Annotated in this window: 13 protein-coding genes, 1 rRNA gene, 1 pseudogene and 1 riboswitch; of the genes and pseudogenes, 12 read left to right on the forward strand and 3 right to left on the reverse strand. The window is 72.3% G+C overall.

All coding sequences use genetic code 11. The annotated features are described in order from the left end of the window. The 12 genes from rrf to VM95_RS17960 all read left to right on the forward strand — a co-directional run. A 5S ribosomal RNA gene (rrf, locus tag VM95_RS38910) occupies positions 1–91 on the forward strand; the annotation flags it as partial. A gap of 104 nt (positions 92–195) precedes the next feature. After that, a complete protein-coding gene (gene clsA, locus VM95_RS17910; protein ID WP_045697916.1) occupies positions 196–816 on the forward strand; it encodes a cardiolipin synthase ClsA in 621 nt (206 codons plus the stop codon). Between the two features lie 124 nt (positions 817–940). Further along, on the forward strand, positions 941–3,436 hold the full coding sequence (locus VM95_RS17915) for a mannose-1-phosphate guanyltransferase (RefSeq protein ID WP_045697918.1): 2,496 nt from the start codon (positions 941–943) through the stop codon (positions 3,434–3,436). A gap of 230 nt (positions 3,437–3,666) precedes the next feature. Further along, positions 3,667–4,785, forward strand: coding sequence for a DUF881 domain-containing protein (locus VM95_RS17920; protein WP_341846016.1), 1,119 nt, complete (start codon positions 3,667–3,669; stop codon positions 4,783–4,785). After that, positions 4,782–5,114 carry a small basic family protein gene (locus tag VM95_RS17925; RefSeq protein ID WP_045697923.1) on the forward strand — a complete coding sequence of 111 codons (333 nt, stop codon included), beginning with the start codon at positions 4,782–4,784 and terminating at the stop codon, positions 5,112–5,114. The genes VM95_RS17920 and VM95_RS17925 overlap by 4 nt, the downstream gene beginning before the upstream one ends. Before the next feature lie 268 nt (positions 5,115–5,382). Then, on the forward strand, positions 5,383–6,237 hold the full coding sequence (locus tag VM95_RS17930) for a DUF881 domain-containing protein (RefSeq protein WP_045698037.1): 855 nt from the start codon (positions 5,383–5,385) through the stop codon (positions 6,235–6,237). 244 nt (positions 6,238–6,481) lie between these two features. Further along, positions 6,482–7,363: an FHA domain-containing protein gene (locus VM95_RS39680; protein ID WP_063773521.1), complete on the forward strand. Its 882-nt coding sequence runs from the start codon at positions 6,482–6,484 to the stop codon at positions 7,361–7,363. Positions 7,364–7,545: 182 nt separating this feature from the next. Further along, positions 7,546–8,241: a transcriptional regulator FtsR gene (gene ftsR / locus VM95_RS17940; protein WP_208615479.1), complete on the forward strand. Its 696-nt coding sequence runs from the start codon at positions 7,546–7,548 to the stop codon at positions 8,239–8,241. 84 nt (positions 8,242–8,325) lie between these two features. Further along, positions 8,326–8,802, forward strand: coding sequence for a bifunctional nuclease family protein (locus tag VM95_RS17945; RefSeq protein WP_031070646.1), 477 nt, complete (start codon positions 8,326–8,328; stop codon positions 8,800–8,802). A 251-nt stretch (positions 8,803–9,053) separates the two neighbouring features. Beyond that, complete coding sequence (locus VM95_RS17950) at positions 9,054–9,698, forward strand: MerR family transcriptional regulator (RefSeq protein ID WP_078860073.1); 645 nt, start codon at positions 9,054–9,056, stop codon at positions 9,696–9,698. A 109-nt stretch (positions 9,699–9,807) separates the two neighbouring features. Continuing rightward, complete coding sequence (locus VM95_RS17955; protein ID WP_045697933.1) at positions 9,808–10,512, forward strand: SanA/YdcF family protein; 705 nt, start codon at positions 9,808–9,810, stop codon at positions 10,510–10,512. Positions 10,513–10,572: 60 nt separating this feature from the next. Continuing rightward, positions 10,573–11,970, forward strand: coding sequence for a DNA polymerase IV (locus VM95_RS17960; RefSeq protein ID WP_045697935.1), 1,398 nt, complete (start codon positions 10,573–10,575; stop codon positions 11,968–11,970). A gap of 149 nt (positions 11,971–12,119) precedes the next feature. On the opposite strand, the gene VM95_RS17965 is transcribed toward VM95_RS17960, so the two are convergent. The 3 genes and pseudogenes from VM95_RS17965 to VM95_RS45505 form a co-directional block, all read right to left on the reverse strand. After that, positions 12,120–13,607: an MFS transporter gene (locus VM95_RS17965; RefSeq protein WP_045697937.1), complete on the reverse strand. Its 1,488-nt coding sequence runs from the start codon at positions 13,605–13,607 to the stop codon at positions 12,120–12,122. A 197-nt stretch (positions 13,608–13,804) separates the two neighbouring features. Beyond that, a complete protein-coding gene (locus VM95_RS45500) occupies positions 13,805–14,389 on the reverse strand; it encodes a YsnF/AvaK domain-containing protein (protein WP_341846017.1) in 585 nt (194 codons plus the stop codon). Positions 14,390–14,551: 162 nt separating this feature from the next. Next, positions 14,552–14,926 (reverse strand): annotated as a pseudogene (locus tag VM95_RS45505) (PRC-barrel domain-containing protein); the annotation flags it as partial. Positions 14,927–15,163: 237 nt separating this feature from the next. Next, positions 15,164–15,267: riboswitch (glycine riboswitch) on the forward strand. Positions 15,268–15,321 lie beyond the last annotated feature (54 nt).

The following is a 15,321-nucleotide window of genomic DNA, read 5'->3' on the forward strand; positions in this document are numbered from 1 at the left end:
GCCCGGTTACATTCCGAACCCGGAAGCTAAGCCTCACAGCGCCGATGGTACTGCAGGGGGGACCCTGTGGGAGAGTAGGACGCCGCCGAACAATTCTTCGAGAGAAGCCCCCGCCGGGTGAACCGGACGGGGGCTTTTCTGTTGTAAGGTCAAGTTCAACGTGCATTGTCGTCATACGGTTCAGGAGGCCCCCGGGTGGAGGTCCAGGAGACGCGGGTCCAGACCGATCGCGTCCTCACCATCCCCAACGTGCTCAGCATGGGCCGGCTGGTCGGCGTTCCGATCTTCCTCTGGCTCATTCTCTGGCCGGTCTTCGACGGCCCGAACAACGACGGTTGGGCCCTGCTGATCCTGATGCTGAGCGGCGTCAGCGACTACCTGGACGGAAAACTGGCCCGGCGGTGGGGGCAGATCAGCCGGGTGGGGCAGCTGCTCGATCCGCTGGCGGACCGGCTCTACATCTTCTCCACGCTCATCGGATTGACCTGGCGCGGGATTCTGCCGTGGTGGGTGACGGCGATTCTGGTGGCCCGGGACGCTTTCATCACCGTCCTGCTGCCGATTCTCAACCGGCACGGTTACGGCCCGCTGCAGGTGAGCTTTCTGGGCAAGGCCGCGACCTTCAACCTGATGTACGCGTTCCCGCTTCTCCTGCTCGGCCAGTTGGACAGCTGGATCGCGCGGCCGGCCGAGGTGGTGAGCTGGGCGTTCATCTGGTGGGGGACGACCCTGTACTGGTGGGCCGCGATTCTCTACGCGGTTCAGGCGCGGCAGATCGTCCGGGCGAGCACCGCGGGCTCGGCGTCCACGGTCTGAGACGTGATCTGAGAGAAGTCCCACGCCGGGCCGGTGCGTCGGACGATACCTTCCGGGTAGAGAACCCTCTGGAACGGTTTGATGGACCTGCAGGTCCACCACCGCGAAGGAGGACGCACCCGTAATGAAAGCCGTAGTCATGGCAGGGGGCGAGGGCACCCGACTCCGCCCGATGACCTCCAGCATGCCGAAGCCACTGCTTCCGGTCGCGAATAGGCCGATCATGGAGCACGTGCTCCGATTGCTGAAACGGCACGGTCTCTCCGACACCGTCGTGACCGTCCAGTTCCTGGCGTCGCTGGTCAAGAACTACTTCGGCGATGGTGAGGACCTGGGCATGCACCTCACCTATGCCCACGAGGAGACACCACTCGGCACTGCGGGGAGTGTCAAGAACGCCGAGGACGCGTTGAAGGACGATTCCTTCCTGGTGATCTCCGGCGACGCGCTTACCGATTTCGACCTCACCGAACTGATCGAGTTTCACCGCCGTAAGAACGCACTGGTCACCGTCTGCCTCACCCGGGTGCCGAATCCACTGGAGTTCGGCATCACGATCACCGACGAGGACGGGAAGGTCGAGCGCTTCCTGGAGAAGCCGACCTGGGGGCAGGTCTTCTCGGACACGGTGAACACCGGTATCTACGTGATGGAGCCCGAGGTCTTCGACTACGTCGCGGCGGGTGAGTCCGTCGACTGGTCGAGCGACGTCTTCCCCCAGCTGATGAAGGAGGGCAAGCGGGTCTACGGCTACGTCGCCGAGGGCTACTGGGAGGATGTGGGCACCCACGAGAGCTACGGGAAGGCCCAGGCGGACGTCCTGGAGGGCAAGGTCGACGTCGAGCTCGACGGCTTCGAGATCTCGCCGGGCGTCTGGGTGGCCGAGGGCGCCGAGGTGGATCCGGAGGCCGTGCTGCGCGGGCCGCTGTACATCGGGGACTACGCCAAGGTCGAGGCCGGCGTGGAGATCCGCGAGCACACCGTGCTGGGCAGCAACGTGGTCGTCAAGCGCGGTGCCTTCCTGCACAAGGCCGTCGTGCACGACAACGTGTACGTGGGCCCGCAGAGCAACCTGCGCGGTTGCGTCGTCGGCAAGAACACGGACGTGATGCGGGCCGCGCGGATCGAGGACGGCGCGGTGATCGGGGACGAGTGCCTGGTCGGCGAGGAGTCGATCATCGCGGCGAACGTCCGGGTCTACCCGTTCAAGACCATCGAGGCCGGCGCCGTGGTGAACACCTCGGTGATCTGGGAGTCGCGCGGGCAGGAGCACCTGTTCGGCGTGCGCGGCGTCTCGGGGATCCTGAACGTGGAGATCACCCCGGAGCTGGCCGTGCGGCTGGCCGGGGCCTACGCGACGACGCTCAAGAAGGGGGCGACCGTCACCATCGCGCGTGACCACTCGCGTGGTGCCCGTGCACTCAAACGGGCGATGATCTCGGGCCTGCAGACCTCGGCGATCGACGTCCGTGACCTGGAGAACGTGCCGATGCCGGTGGCCCGGCAGCACACGGCGCGGGGGAGCGCGGGCGGCATCTTCCTGCGGACCACGCCCGGGGTGCCGGACTCGCTGGACATCCTGTTCTTCGACGAGCGCGGCGCGGACCTCTCGCAGGCCGGGCAGCGCAAGCTGGACCGCGTCTACGCGCGCCAGGAGTTCCGGCGGGCCTTCCCCGGCGAGATCGGGGACCTGACCTTCCCGTCCAGCGTCTTCGACTCCTACGCCGGGAACCTGCTGCGGACGGTGGACACCTCCGGGGTCCGGGAGGCCGGGCTGAAGGTGGTGGTGGACACCGCGCACGGCAGCGCCGGGCTCGTCCTGCCGAGCATCCTCGGCCGGCTCGGGGTGGAGGCGCTGACCGTCTCCAGCGGGCTGGACGAGGCGCGGCCGACCGAGGACGCGGAGACGCGCCGGGCCGGGCTGGCCAGGCTCGGCGAGCTGGTCGCGTCGTCCCGGGCGGCCTTCGGGGTGCGGTTCGACCCGGTCGGTGAGCGGGTCGCGTTCGTCGACGAGCTGGGCCGGGTGATCGACGACGACCGGGCGCTGCTGGTCCTGCTGGACCTGGTGGCGGCCGAGCGGCGCAGCGGGCAGGTGGCGCTGCCGGTGACCACGACCCGGATCGCCGAGCAGGTCGCCGCGTACCACGGCACCCAGGTCATCTGGACCACGACGACGCCGGACGACCTGGCGAAGGCGGCGTCGGCCGAGGGGACGGTGTTCGGCGGGGACGGGCGCGGCGGCTTCGTGGTGCCCGAGTTCAGCGGGGTGCTGGACGGCGCCGCGGCCTTCGTGCGGCTGGTCGGACTGGTGGCGCGGACCCAGCTCACGCTGAGCCAGATCGACGCGCGCATCCCGCAGGCGCACATCCGGCGCCGGGACATCGCGACGCCGTGGGCGGCCAAGGGCATGGTGATGCGCTCGGTGGTGGAGGCGGCCGGCAGCCGGCAGCTGGACACCACGGACGGGGTCCGGGTGGTGGAGGCGGACGGGCGCTGGACGCTGGTGCTGCCGGACCCGGCCGAGGCGGTCACCCACCTGTGGGCGGAGGGGCCGGACGACGAGGCCACCGAGGCGCTGCTGGACGAGTGGGCGGCGGTGGTCGACGGCGCCGGGCGGTGAGGGCCGGCGGCCGTACGCCGGCGCCTCCGGGCGGCGCGCACGGCCCACCGAAGATCCACTGAAGTTCCACCGAAGGCGCATGAACGGCCCCGACCGGCGGGGCGCGCGGTACGGTCCGCGCGCCCCGCTGTCCGGTTTCACCTCATTCGGAGCGATCCGTCACTTTCCGTCGTGTCCGCAGCTCAGGGGCCGTGCGTGGGCGACCGTGCCGACGTGGGACGATGGTCGGCATGCCAGCGACGCCGACACCGAGTGCTCCGAACGGACGGTACAACCGTCCGGACGCCTCGATGTCCCTGCTGACCAACGTGATGGACCACGGTCTGGACGAGGGCTACGCCGAGGCGGCCGCCGCGCGCGGCGGGGCCCGCGACAGCCGGATACCCAGGACGGCCCGGGGCCTGCTGACGCTCGGTGCCGGGCTGGCGCTGGTCGGCGCGGTGGTGACGGTCGGCGCGGTGAACGCGCGCAAGGCCGAGCCGACGCTGGCCAAGGAGCGCGACGCGCTGATCCACCGGATCAACGACAGCAATGGCTCGGCCGACCGCCTCCAGAAGCAGGTCCAGGACCTGCGCCGCAAGGTCGACGACACCCAGCAGCAGGCGCTCCCCTCCGGGGGCGGCGACGCGGCCGGCCTGGCCGGCGCGGTGGGCCTGGGGGAGGTGACCGGCCCGGGCGTGAAGCTGGTCCTGGAGGACGCGGCGGGGACCGGCCTCGGCGGCAACGTCGACCCGCGGGCCGGGCAGGGCTTCTCCAACAGCGGGCGACTGCGCGACCGTGACCTGCAGCTGGTGGTGAACGGCCTCTGGGGCGCCGGTGCCGAGGCCGTCTCGATCAACGGCCAGCGGCTGACCGCGCTCTCCGCGATCCGCGCCGCGGGCGAGGCGGTGCTGGTGGACAACCGGCCACTCGTGCCGCCGTACACCGTCCTGGCGATCGGGGACGGACCGAAGGTCCTGGACGCCTTCGAGGGGGAGATGGCCGGGTCGTACCTGCGGCTGCTCCAGGAGAAGTACGGCATCAAGTCGACGCTCTCCGTGCAGAAGAGCCTGACGCTGCCGGCGGCGGTCGGGGTGACGCTGCGGACCGCGCAGCCGGCCACGCCCGAACCGACGCCCACACCCACATCCACCGCGGCCCCCACGGCGACCCCGACCGAGGCGTCGACCGCGACCCCGGGAACCCCGATCAGCCCGAGTGCGTCCGTCTCACCGTCCGCGAGCGCGGGCGGCGGCTCGGGTTCCGGGCGGCGCACGCCCAGCGGGGCCGCGAAGACCACGTCCGCCCACTCGCCCACGACGGCCTCGACCGGGCCGTCCTCCGCAGGGACAGGAGCAGCTAGACCGTGATTGCCGTACTGGGTCTCGTGATCGGGGTGGTCGTCGGACTCTTCGTCCAGCCCGAGGTGCCGGACGCCGTGGTGCCGTACCTGCCGATCGCGGTGGTGGCGGCGCTGGACGCCGTGTTCGGTGCCGTCCGGGCGATGCTGGACGGGATCTTCAACGACAAGGTGTTCGTCGTCTCGTTCCTGTCGAACGTGGTGGTCGCGGCACTGATCGTGTTCCTCGGCGACCAGCTGGGCGTCGGCTCGCAGCTGTCCACCGGTGTGGTCGTCGTCCTCGGCATCCGCATCTTCTCCAACGCGGCAGCGATCCGGCGCCATGTCTTCCGTGCCTGAGACGGGCCGCCCGGTGGCGGACGAGAAGGAGAAGGAGCCGGACGCCGTTCCGGCGGCCGAGGAGCGCGCGGTGAAGGCGGCCCGGAAGCCCGCGGAGGCCGCTGCCGAGCAGGTGGCGGCGGAGCCGGCCGAGGCGGAGTCGGCCCCTGCGGACACGTCGGCCGAGGAGGCCGTCGAGACGGCGGCGGAGGGCGCGGACGGGCCGGAGGAGTCGGCGGAGTCCGACGCCGCGCCGGCGCGGGCGCCCGAGGCGGAGCCGGAGCCCGTGGTGTCCGAGCCGGCGGCCGGGGCCGAGCACGAGGCGGGACCCGACGAGGCGTCGGCACCCGATCGCGCGCCCGAAGCTGCACCTGAGCCCGAGCCCGAGCCCGAGCCCGAGCCCGCGCCCGTGGACGGGAACGCCGGGCGGCGGCGCCTGAAGGCGGCGCTCTGGCCGCCGCGGCTGTCGCGCGGGCAGCTGGTGGTGGCCCTGCTGCTGTTCTCGCTGGGCCTGGCGCTGGCGATCCAGGTGCGGTCCACCAACGACCACCACAGCCAGCTGCGCGGCGCCCGTCAGGAGGACCTGGTCCGCATCCTCGACGAACTGGACAGCCGTCAGCAGCGTCTGCAGCAGGAGAAGGCGGAACTGGAGCAGTCCCTGGCGAAGCTGGAGAACAGCTCCAACCAGGCCAAGGAGGCCCAGGAGCAGACCAGGAAGAAGGCGACGGAACTCGGCGTGCTCGCCGGCACCGTGAAGGCCACCGGTCCGGGCATCGTACTGACGGTCGACGACCCCCAAGGGCTGGTGAAGGCAGATATGCTGCTGGACACCCTGCAGGAACTCCGAGCGGCGGGGGCGGAGGCGATTCAGATCAACGACGTGCGCGTGGTGGTCAACACCTACTTCACCGACCTCTCGGGCGGCGGGGTGCAGATCGACGGCAAGAAGGCCTCGGCGCCCTACCGGTTCACCGTCGTCGGGAACCCGCAGGACCTGGTGCCCGCGCTGAACATCCCGGGGGGCGTGGTCCGTACCCTGGAGAGCCACCAGGCGCGGGCGACGATCACCCAGCAGCAGAAGGTGGTCGTGGACGCCGTGGTGGACCTGAAGACGCCGCAGTACGCCAAGCCGGCCTCGAAGTGACGAGGCGCCTGGTCAACGGCCCGTCACGTGCGGGCGGCACCCGGTGCGGGGCGCCGCCGTCGCGTGGGCGAGACTGGTTCGTGCCGGTACTCATCGGAGTACCGGGACGCGCCGGAGCACCAACCGCAGCACCAACCGTCGGAGTACCACTCCAGCAGGCCCCGGCCGCAACCGGGCCCACAGCCTGTCCGAGGTTCTCACCCTGCCCCGCGGGCGGGTCTGTCACACGCAAGGGGATTCGCCCGTGAGTTTCTTCTCGAAGTTGTTCGGTCGCAACAAGAGCCGTGACGCGGCCGCCGTCGAGGCGCCCACCGCGCGGCACCGCCGACCCGAGGACGAGCCCGCCGTGCCGGGCATGCGCCCGGCCCCCGAGGCCGCGCCGTACGCGGGTCAGCAGCTGTTCCGGGACGGCGGCGCCGCCCAGTACGCGGGGAATCCGGCGGGCCACGGCGCGTCGGTTGACCCCTCCGGCGACCCGCGCATAGGTTTCCCGTCAGCACCCTCAACCTCTGGTGGAGGGTTCGCTCCGGACCCGTACGCCGGGCACAACCCGTCGGGTGTGCCGCGCCAGGAGGCTGTGAACATGGCTGGCCCCACTCCGTGCCCCAGGTGCGGCAACCAGAACCCGGCCGCGGCCCGCTTCTGTTCCAACTGCGGCACCGCGCTGCGCGGCGGGCTGCTGCCCGAGGGGGCGGCGGAGACCACCTCGACCATCTCGATCTCCGGCCTGGAGTCCTACGACCCCACCACCACGACCGGCACCGGCTCCACGCCGGCCCTGTCGGCCGAGGTGCTGTCGGCGATCGACGCCCTGCCGCCGGGCTCCGCGCTGCTGATCGTGCAGCGCGGCCCGAACTCGGGCAGCCGCTTCCTGCTGGACTCGGACGTCACCACGGCGGGCCGCCACCCGCAGGGCGACATCTTCCTGGACGACTTCACGGTCTCGCGCCGCCACGTGGAGTTCCGCCGCACGCCGTCCGGCTTCAGCGTCGCGGACGTGGGCAGCCTCAACGGCACCTACGTGAACCGGGAGCGGATCGACGAGGTGCCGCTGAACAACGGCGACGAGGTCCAGATCGGGAAGTACCGGCTGGTGTTCTTCGCCGGCCACAACCGGGGGTACTGAAACCAACGTCGGCAGGAGCCCGAGTGAATACGAATACCCCTTCCTCTTCTCTCGGGGCGGCCAACCCTGCGTCCTCGTCCGGTCCGCAGGCGGACCGGGGCGGGCGCGGGGTGGTCGCGGGCCCCAGGCAGCCGGTCCGCCCGGAGCGGGCGGGCGGGCGGCGGCGCGGTGCGGACGAGCTGCTGAGCATCGGCGCGGTGCTGGCCTTCCTGCGTGACGACTTCCCCGAGGTCACCATCTCCAAGATCCGCTTCCTGGAGGCGGAGGGGCTGGTCGAGCCGCAGCGCACGCCCTCGGGGTACCGCAAGTTCAGCCCGGCCGACGTCGAGCGGCTGGCGTACGTGCTGCGGATGCAGCGTGACCACTACCTGCCGCTGCGGGTGATCCGCGAGCACCTGGACGCGATCGAGCGCGGGGAGAGCCCGCCCGCGCTGCCCTCCGCCGCCGACGCCCGGCCCGGGCCGCTGGAGGAGGCGGACCGCGAACTGGTCGCCTCGGCCGACGCCTCGGCCGGGGTCCGGCTCGGGCGCGCCGAGCTGCTGGCCGCGGCCGGGGCGGGGGAACGGGACCTGGCGGAGTGGGAGGCATACGGGCTGCTCGCGCCCGGACCGGACGGCGGCTACGACGGCGAGGCGCTGCAGGTGGCCCGGCTGGTCGCGGAGCTCGGCCGGTACGGGCTGGAGCCGCGGCACCTGCGGGCCATGAAGGCGGCGGCGGACCGCGAGATCGCGCTGGTCGAGCAGGTGGTGGCGCCGCTGCGCCGGCACCGGAACCCGCAGACCAGGGCGCACGCGGAGGCCACCGCGCGGGAGCTGGCCACCCTGTCGGTGCGGTTGCACGCGGCGATGGTCCAGGCCGGACTGCGCACCCACGGGTAGCGGCGGGCGATCGGTGCGGCGCGCTGACCAGCGGCGTCGGTTCTGCGCTTTCATATCCGGGGTCGGAGCCATAGGGTTGCCTGTGTGAATGAGCTCGACGTCGTGGGTGTCCGAGTGGAGATGCCTTCCAGCCAGCCGATCGTGCTGCTGCGGGAGGTCGGGGGAGATCGGTACCTGCCGATCTGGATCGGTCCCGGCGAGGCGACCGCGATCGCCTTCGCCCAGCAGGGCATGACGCCGGTGCGCCCGCTGACGCACGACCTCTTCAAGGACGTCCTGGAGGCGCTCGGCCAGCAGCTCACCGAGGTGCGGATCACCGACCTGCGGGAGGGCGTGTTCTACGCCGAGCTGGTGTTCTCCGGCGGGGTCGAGGTGAGCGCCCGGCCGTCCGACGCGATAGCGCTGGCGCTGCGGACCGGTACGCCGATCTACGGGAGCGAGGAGGTGCTCGCCGAGGCGGGCATCGCGATCCCGGACGAGCAGGAGGACGAGGTGGAGAAGTTCCGCGAGTTCCTCGACCAGGTGTCGCCGGAGGACTTCGGCGGGAGCGGCCCCCAGTAGCAGGTCCGCAGGAGGGGTCCGCAGGAGGACGGGCGGGCCCGGGCGGCCGTGGTGCTGGCCGTTTTGCCAAAAGCCGTCCACCTACCCACACTAGGGGCACGAAAAACCACTCTCCTGAGTGACGTGGTTTGTCTGGCCCGGCGTGGCGATCGTTGACGGGTCATAGGGGACTGCCTACCGTCAGGAGTGGCTGTCCGGGTGGCCGATGCCCGCAGTCGGGTTGCCCGCAGCACACGTGGACGGAGGTAGGTATGAGCAGCACCGGCGATGACGCGGTCGTGGGAGGCCTGTGCGCCGTGCACCTCCCGCGCACCGCAAGCACCGTGACCGACCTGCCCCGGCTGGGCAGGTTCCCCGCCGTACAGGCGGGCCAGCCCGCCATCGAGCAGCTGGCGCCGACCTCCGAACTGCTCGGATTCCGCGGGCCGACCGCCTGCGCGGCGGCCGGCATCACGTACCGCCAGCTGGACTACTGGGCCCGCACCGGGCTGCTGGAGCCGAGCGTCCGGACGCCGTACCCGGCGACCAGCCAGCGGCTCTACAGCTTCCGCGACGTGCTCCTGCTGAAGATCGTCAAGCGACTGCTCGACGCGGGCGTCTCGTTGCAGAACATCCGGGTGGCCGTCGCCCATCTGCAGGCCGCCGAGCAGGCCGACCTGGCGGGGCTGACGCTGATGTGCGACGGGGCGACGGTCTACGAGTGCACCACGCCGCAGCAGGTGGTCGATCTGCTGAAGGGCGGTCAGGGGGTGTTCGGCATCGCGGTCGGGGCGGTCTGGCAGGAGCTGGAGCTGGTCCTCGGGCGGCTGCACGCGGAGCGGACCGACACCGGCGAGACGCTGGTCCGCAACGACCCGGCGGACGAACTCGCCCAGCGGCGCAACCGGGCGGTCTGAGCACTCATCACGAGGCCGTGGGCCCGGGCGGGGAACCGTCCGGGCCCACGGCCTCGTCGTGGCTTGCGGCGGAGCGATCGAGGGAGGGCTCGTGGGGGGCGGTACGGCGATGGCGGGCCTGCTGCGGCGCAGGGCCGGGCTGCTGCGGATCCGGCTGCGGCAGCGGCGCGCGCAGCGCAGGGTCTTCCAGCTGGTGACGGTGCTCTGTTCGCTGGCGCTGGCGCCGAGCGCCTGGTTGTGGTTCGCGGCCGGGGACCGGGTCGGCACCGTGGAGAGCGCGCCGTCCGCGCCGGTGGCGGTGGTGTTCGGCGCCGGGCTGGACCAGGGCAGGCCCTCGCCGTACCTGGAGCACCGGCTGGTGGCCGCGCTGGACCTGTACCGGGAGGGGAAGGTGCAGGCCATCCTGGTGACCGGAGACAACGGGCGGACCGAGTACGACGAGCCGGACGCGATGTACCGCTACCTGACCGAGCACGGGGTGCCGGGGACGCGGGTGGTGCGGGACTACGCGGGGTTCGACACCTGGAACTCCTGCACCCGGGCGCACCGGATCTTCGGGGTGGACCGGGCGGTGCTGGTGAGCCAGGACTTCCACGTCCGCCGGGCGCTGGCGCTGTGCGAGGCGGCCGGCATCCGGTCGTACGCGGTGGGGGTGCCGGAGCTGCACGACGGGACCTGGCTGTTCGGCGGGCTGCGGGAGGTGGCCGGGGCCGGGAAGGCGGCGTTCAACGCGCTGGTGAAGCCCGACCCGGTGTTCCTCGGGCCCGGCGAGGACGGCATCCCGAAGGCACTGGCGGAGGCCGCGGGGCGGTAGCGCCGACTGCGGCGGGCCCGGTTCGCCGGCGTTGTCGTACCCGTGCGCGATGATCAACGGGTGCGGTCTCTGCCGAGCATCATCCACCTCGACATGGACGCCTTCTTCGCGGCGGTGGAGCAGGCGGCCAAGCCGAGCCTGCGCGGCAAGCCGGTGGTCGTGGGCGGGCTGGGCGGGCGCGGGGTGGTGGCCACGGCCTCGTACGAGGCGCGCCGGTTCGGGGTGCACTCGGCGATGCCGATGGCGCAGGCGCGCCGGCTGTGCCCCAACGCGGCGTTCCTGGCCGGCCGGTTCGAGGCGTACCGGCAGAACAGCGAGATCGTGATGGGGCTGCTGCGCGAACTGTCGCCGCTGGTGCAGCCGTTGAGCCTGGACGAGGCCTTCGTCGACCTGGCGGCCGGTCCGTACGGGCCGGCGCTGGCGGAGGCCGACCACGCGACCGGCGAGCGGCTGGTGCTGGCCCTGGGGGAGGACCTGCGGGCGGACATCCACCGGCTCACCGGGCTGACCGGCTCGGTGGGCGCGGCGGGCTCCAAGCTGATGGCGAAGATCGCCTCCGAGCGGGCCAAGCCGGACGGGCTGGTGCTGATCGAGCCCGGGCAGGAGCGGGCCGTGCTCGGGCCGATGCCGGTCCGGGCGCTGCCCGGGATCGGGCCGGCCACCGAGCAGGTGCTGCGGCGGGCCGGGCTGACCGTGGTCGCGGACCTGGCGGAGGCGGGGGAGGCGGAGCTGGTCGCGCTGCTCGGGCGGGCGCACGGCGCCGGGATCCACCAGATGGCGATAGGGCTGGACGAGCGGCCGGTGGTGGCGGACCAGGACGCCAAGTCGGTGTCGGTGGAGGACACCTACGAGGTGGACCTGGCCGACCGGGAGCGGGTGCTGCGCGAGGTGGAGGCGCTGGCCGCGCGGTGCGTGCGGCGGCTGCGGGCGGCCGGGCGCTCGGGGCGGACGGTGGTGCTCAAGGTGCGGCGCTTCGACTTCTCGACGCTGACCCGCTCCGAGACGCTGGGCGGCCCGACCGACGACGAGGCCGTGGTCATCGCGACGGCGCGGCGGCTGGCCGAGCAGGTGGACATCACCGGCGGGGTGCGGTTGCTCGGCGTCGGGGTGGCGCAGCTCGCCGACTACACCCAGGAGGACCTGTTCGCCCAGGCGCTGCGGGAGGAGGCGGCGGAGCAGCCGGAGGCGCCCGGGGCCGAGGAGGCGGTGCGGGAGCCGGAGGCCGTCGTGGTGCGGCGCTGGCTGCCCGGGCAGGACGTCCGGCACGACGAGTTCGGGCCGGGGTGGGTGCAGGGCAGTGGTGTCGGCCGGGTCACCGTGCGGTTCGAGACGCCGTGGAGCGGGCCGGGGCGGGTGCGGACCTTCGCGGTGGACGATCCGGCGCTGGAGGCGGCCCGGCCGCTGCCGCTGCGGCGGCCGGAGGGGGCGGACGGCGCGGGCGAGGACGCGGGGGAGTGAGACGACGCGAAGCGGCCCCGCCCGGTGGGGGAGTACCGGGCGGGGCCGCGTTCACCGTGCCGGCCCTCGGGCGGTCGTGATGCCCTCACGACGGTCCGCGGGCCGGGCCGCCGCGCCCTGTCCCTGAGCGCGGCGGCTGGACGCCCTGGTCAGGCGTCGGTCTTGACCAGCGTGTCGCTGGGCTCGCGCTGCGCGGTGCCGGCGACGACGGTGGCCGGCTTGACGCTGCGGATCAGGAACGGGACGACGCCGGCGATGACGCAGACCACGGCGGCGGTCCAGAACGAGTTCTTGAAGGCGTCCAGGGTGGGCAGCGACAGCGGGATCTGCGGCGGCAGCTTCATGGTGTCGCCGGTGAGGATGGCGGCCATCACGGCGGTGCCGATGGCGCCGCCGACGGTGCGCAGCACGGAGTTCATGCCGTTGGCGATGCCGCTCTGCTCGACCGGGACGGCGCCGTTGATGTAGGCGGGCATCGCGGAGAAGGCGAGGCCGATGCCGAGGCCGAAGATCGCCGAGGCGGTGTAGATGTCGCCCTCGGCGCTGTGCCGCAGGGCCAGGTAGGCCATCGAGACGGCGCCGAGCACGCCGCCGGCGACGAGCGGCAGGCGCGGGCCGCGGCGGGCGATCAGCAGGGCGCCGAGCGGGGCGGCGACCATCGAGCCGATCGCGGACGGCAGCAGCATGATGCCGGCGTGCAGGACGGTGGCGGTGAAGCCGTAGTGGGTGATCACCGCGGGCGCCTGGGCGAAGTTGCTGATGACCATGAACGAGCCGTACATGCCGAAGCCGATCAGCAGGCCGGCGAGGTTGGTGAAGGCGACGGCCGGGCGGGACATCATCTTCATGTCGACCAGCGGGTGCGCGACCTTGGTCTCGATGATCCCCCAGACGAGGGCGACCACGGCGGCGACGGCGAACAGGCCGAGGGTCTTGGTGGACGTCCAGCCCCAGTGGTTGCCCTGGCTGACCGCGACCAGCAGGGCGGAGAGCCAGCCGGCCAGGGTGAGCGCGCCGAGCGGGTCGGCGCCGCCCTCCTTGTCGGTGACCGGGTCGGACGGGACGCGGAACATGACCAGGGCGACCGCGAGCAGGCCGAAGAGCAGGCCCATCCAGAAGATCGACTTGTAGTTCCAGTGCTCCAGCAGGAGGCCGGTGGCGACCAGGCCGAGGCCGGAGCCGACGCCCATCGAGGCGCTGATGGCGGCGACGCCGCCGGTGACCTTCTGCTTGGGCAGCTCGTCGCGGACGATGCTGATCGCCAGCGGCATCACGCCACCGCCGGCGCCCTGCAGGACGCGGGCGACGACCAGCCAGGTGAAGGAGTGGGTGCCGACCGCCAGCGCCGAGCCGGCGACCAGGCCGATCAGCGAGATCAGCAGCATGGGCTTACGGCCCCGCAGGTCGCCGAAGCGGCCCAGGAGGGGAGTCAGCACAGCGGCGGAGAGCAGGTTGGCGGTCATCAGCCAGGTGATGTTGGAGGCCGAGACGTTCAGTTCCTTGGCCAGCGAGGGCAGGATCGGGACGACTGCGGTCTGCACCACGCTGAACGACAGCATCGCCAGGATGAGGGCCGGCAGGACCCGGGCGCTGCTCTGCTTCTCGGCCGCGATGGTGGGCTGGGGTGCCTCACTCACGGTTGCTTCCTCCCGTACATAGTGAATGAACTGAAGTAACGATGCTGTAGATACTTCAGAGTGTCAAATATCGAGTGGTTAAGCTTTGGCAAAGAGGGAGGGCCGGGCGGTCCGCGCGGGCACGGCGAAGGGCCCCGGACGGACGTCCGGGGCCCTTCGTTGCAGGGGTGTCGGCGCTGGTCAGCGCCGGTCGGTGCTCAGGAGAGCGGCCTCATCGCCGCCGGGCGGGGCGTCTCGGCGGGCGCCGCCGGGGTGTCGTCGTGCACCTCGACCTGCTCGCGGCGCAGCTCCTCCCGGACCACCTCCTCCGCGGTGTAGCGCTCGACCACCAGGCGGACCCGCTCGATCGGGGCGAGGTACTTGCGGACCACCGGGCGCTCCTCGCGCAGGGTGACCTCCTCGACGGCCTCGGCGATCTCCTTCTCCGTCAGCGAGGCGCGCTCGGCCTCGCTCACCGGCATCCGCTCCACCCGGACGCGCTCGCGGACCACCGGCACGCGGCGCTCGATCTGCTCGCTGGTCACGTACTTGCGCAGCTTCGCGGTGCCGACCGCGTGCCACTCGGTGGTGATGTCCAGCCGCTCCTCGCGGCAGGTGATCTCCACCGGGCCGCTGGGTGCGGAGGTGGCCGCCCCGGCCGGGCGCTCGGGCGCGGTGGCGGGCGCGGTGGCGGGAGCGGAGCCGTTGGCCACGGACTGCGGCTTGGGCTCGACCGCCGGGGCGGCGGTGGTGGTGGTCGCCACGGCGGTGGCGGCGGGCGCGGGGGTGCTGAGGGTCCGCACGGTGGCCTCCGGGGCGGTGCTGGCGGTCGAGGGGGTGGTCGTGGTCGCGACGGGCGCGGCAGGTTCGGGAACGTGGGGGTCGGGAGCGTGGGAGTCGGGAGTGTGGGGTTCGACGGCGTGGAAGGCGAGCGGCCGGGTGGCCGCGGCCGCCGCCGTGGTGGTGCCGAAGTCGAGGTCGGGCTGGGCCGTCCGGACCGGCTCGGCGGCCGCCGGGCGGCCGTCCGCGGCGGTGTCCAGGCCGTAGTAGCGGTAGAGCTGGAGCTCCTGGGCCGGTGACAGGTGCTGGCCGACGCCGAAGTCCGGCGACTCCTTGACCAGCGACTTGTCGTACGGGACCCGGAGCTCCTCGCCGGAGAACTCGCTGGTGGTGAGCGGGACGAAGGCGTCCCGGCCGAAGATGCCGGTCCGGACGGCGGCCCACTCGGGCTGGCCGGTGGCGTCGTCCAGGTACACCTCGTCGACCGTGCCGATCTTGTCTCCGTTGCGGTCGACCGCCTTGTGGCCGATGAGGTCCCGGGGGTCGATGTCGGTCTGCACTCTTTCCTCCAGTGCGCTGCGCCTGCGGAATCCCCGCAGGTACGGCGGCCGGAGCTCCCCGCCCGTCCGCCACTTCACACCAAAAGGCATCTATCGGACGGGCGCGACCGGGGTGCGTCCGGACGGGCTGCGCGCTGGGCCGTCCGGGGGCCCGCGCATGCCACGCGCGTAGACCCCGAGTGACCTGACACACCCGTGATCGGGAGGCCTCCCGCTGGTACCCTGGGCCCCGACCGCCGAGCCCGCGCGGGAGAGTCCCCGTCAGTGAAAACCGCTGGTAGGGGCGCCGAAGGAGCAACTCCTCCCCGGAATCTCTCAGGCATCAGTACCGTGCGGGATAGGTCACTCTGGAAAGCAGGGCAGGAGCGCCGGCGCGGGAGCCGACGACCACCACC

The sequence above is a fragment of the Streptomyces rubellomurinus genome (genome assembly GCF_000961885.1).
GTDB classification, from domain to species: Bacteria; Actinomycetota; Actinomycetes; order Streptomycetales; family Streptomycetaceae; genus Kitasatospora; species Kitasatospora rubellomurina.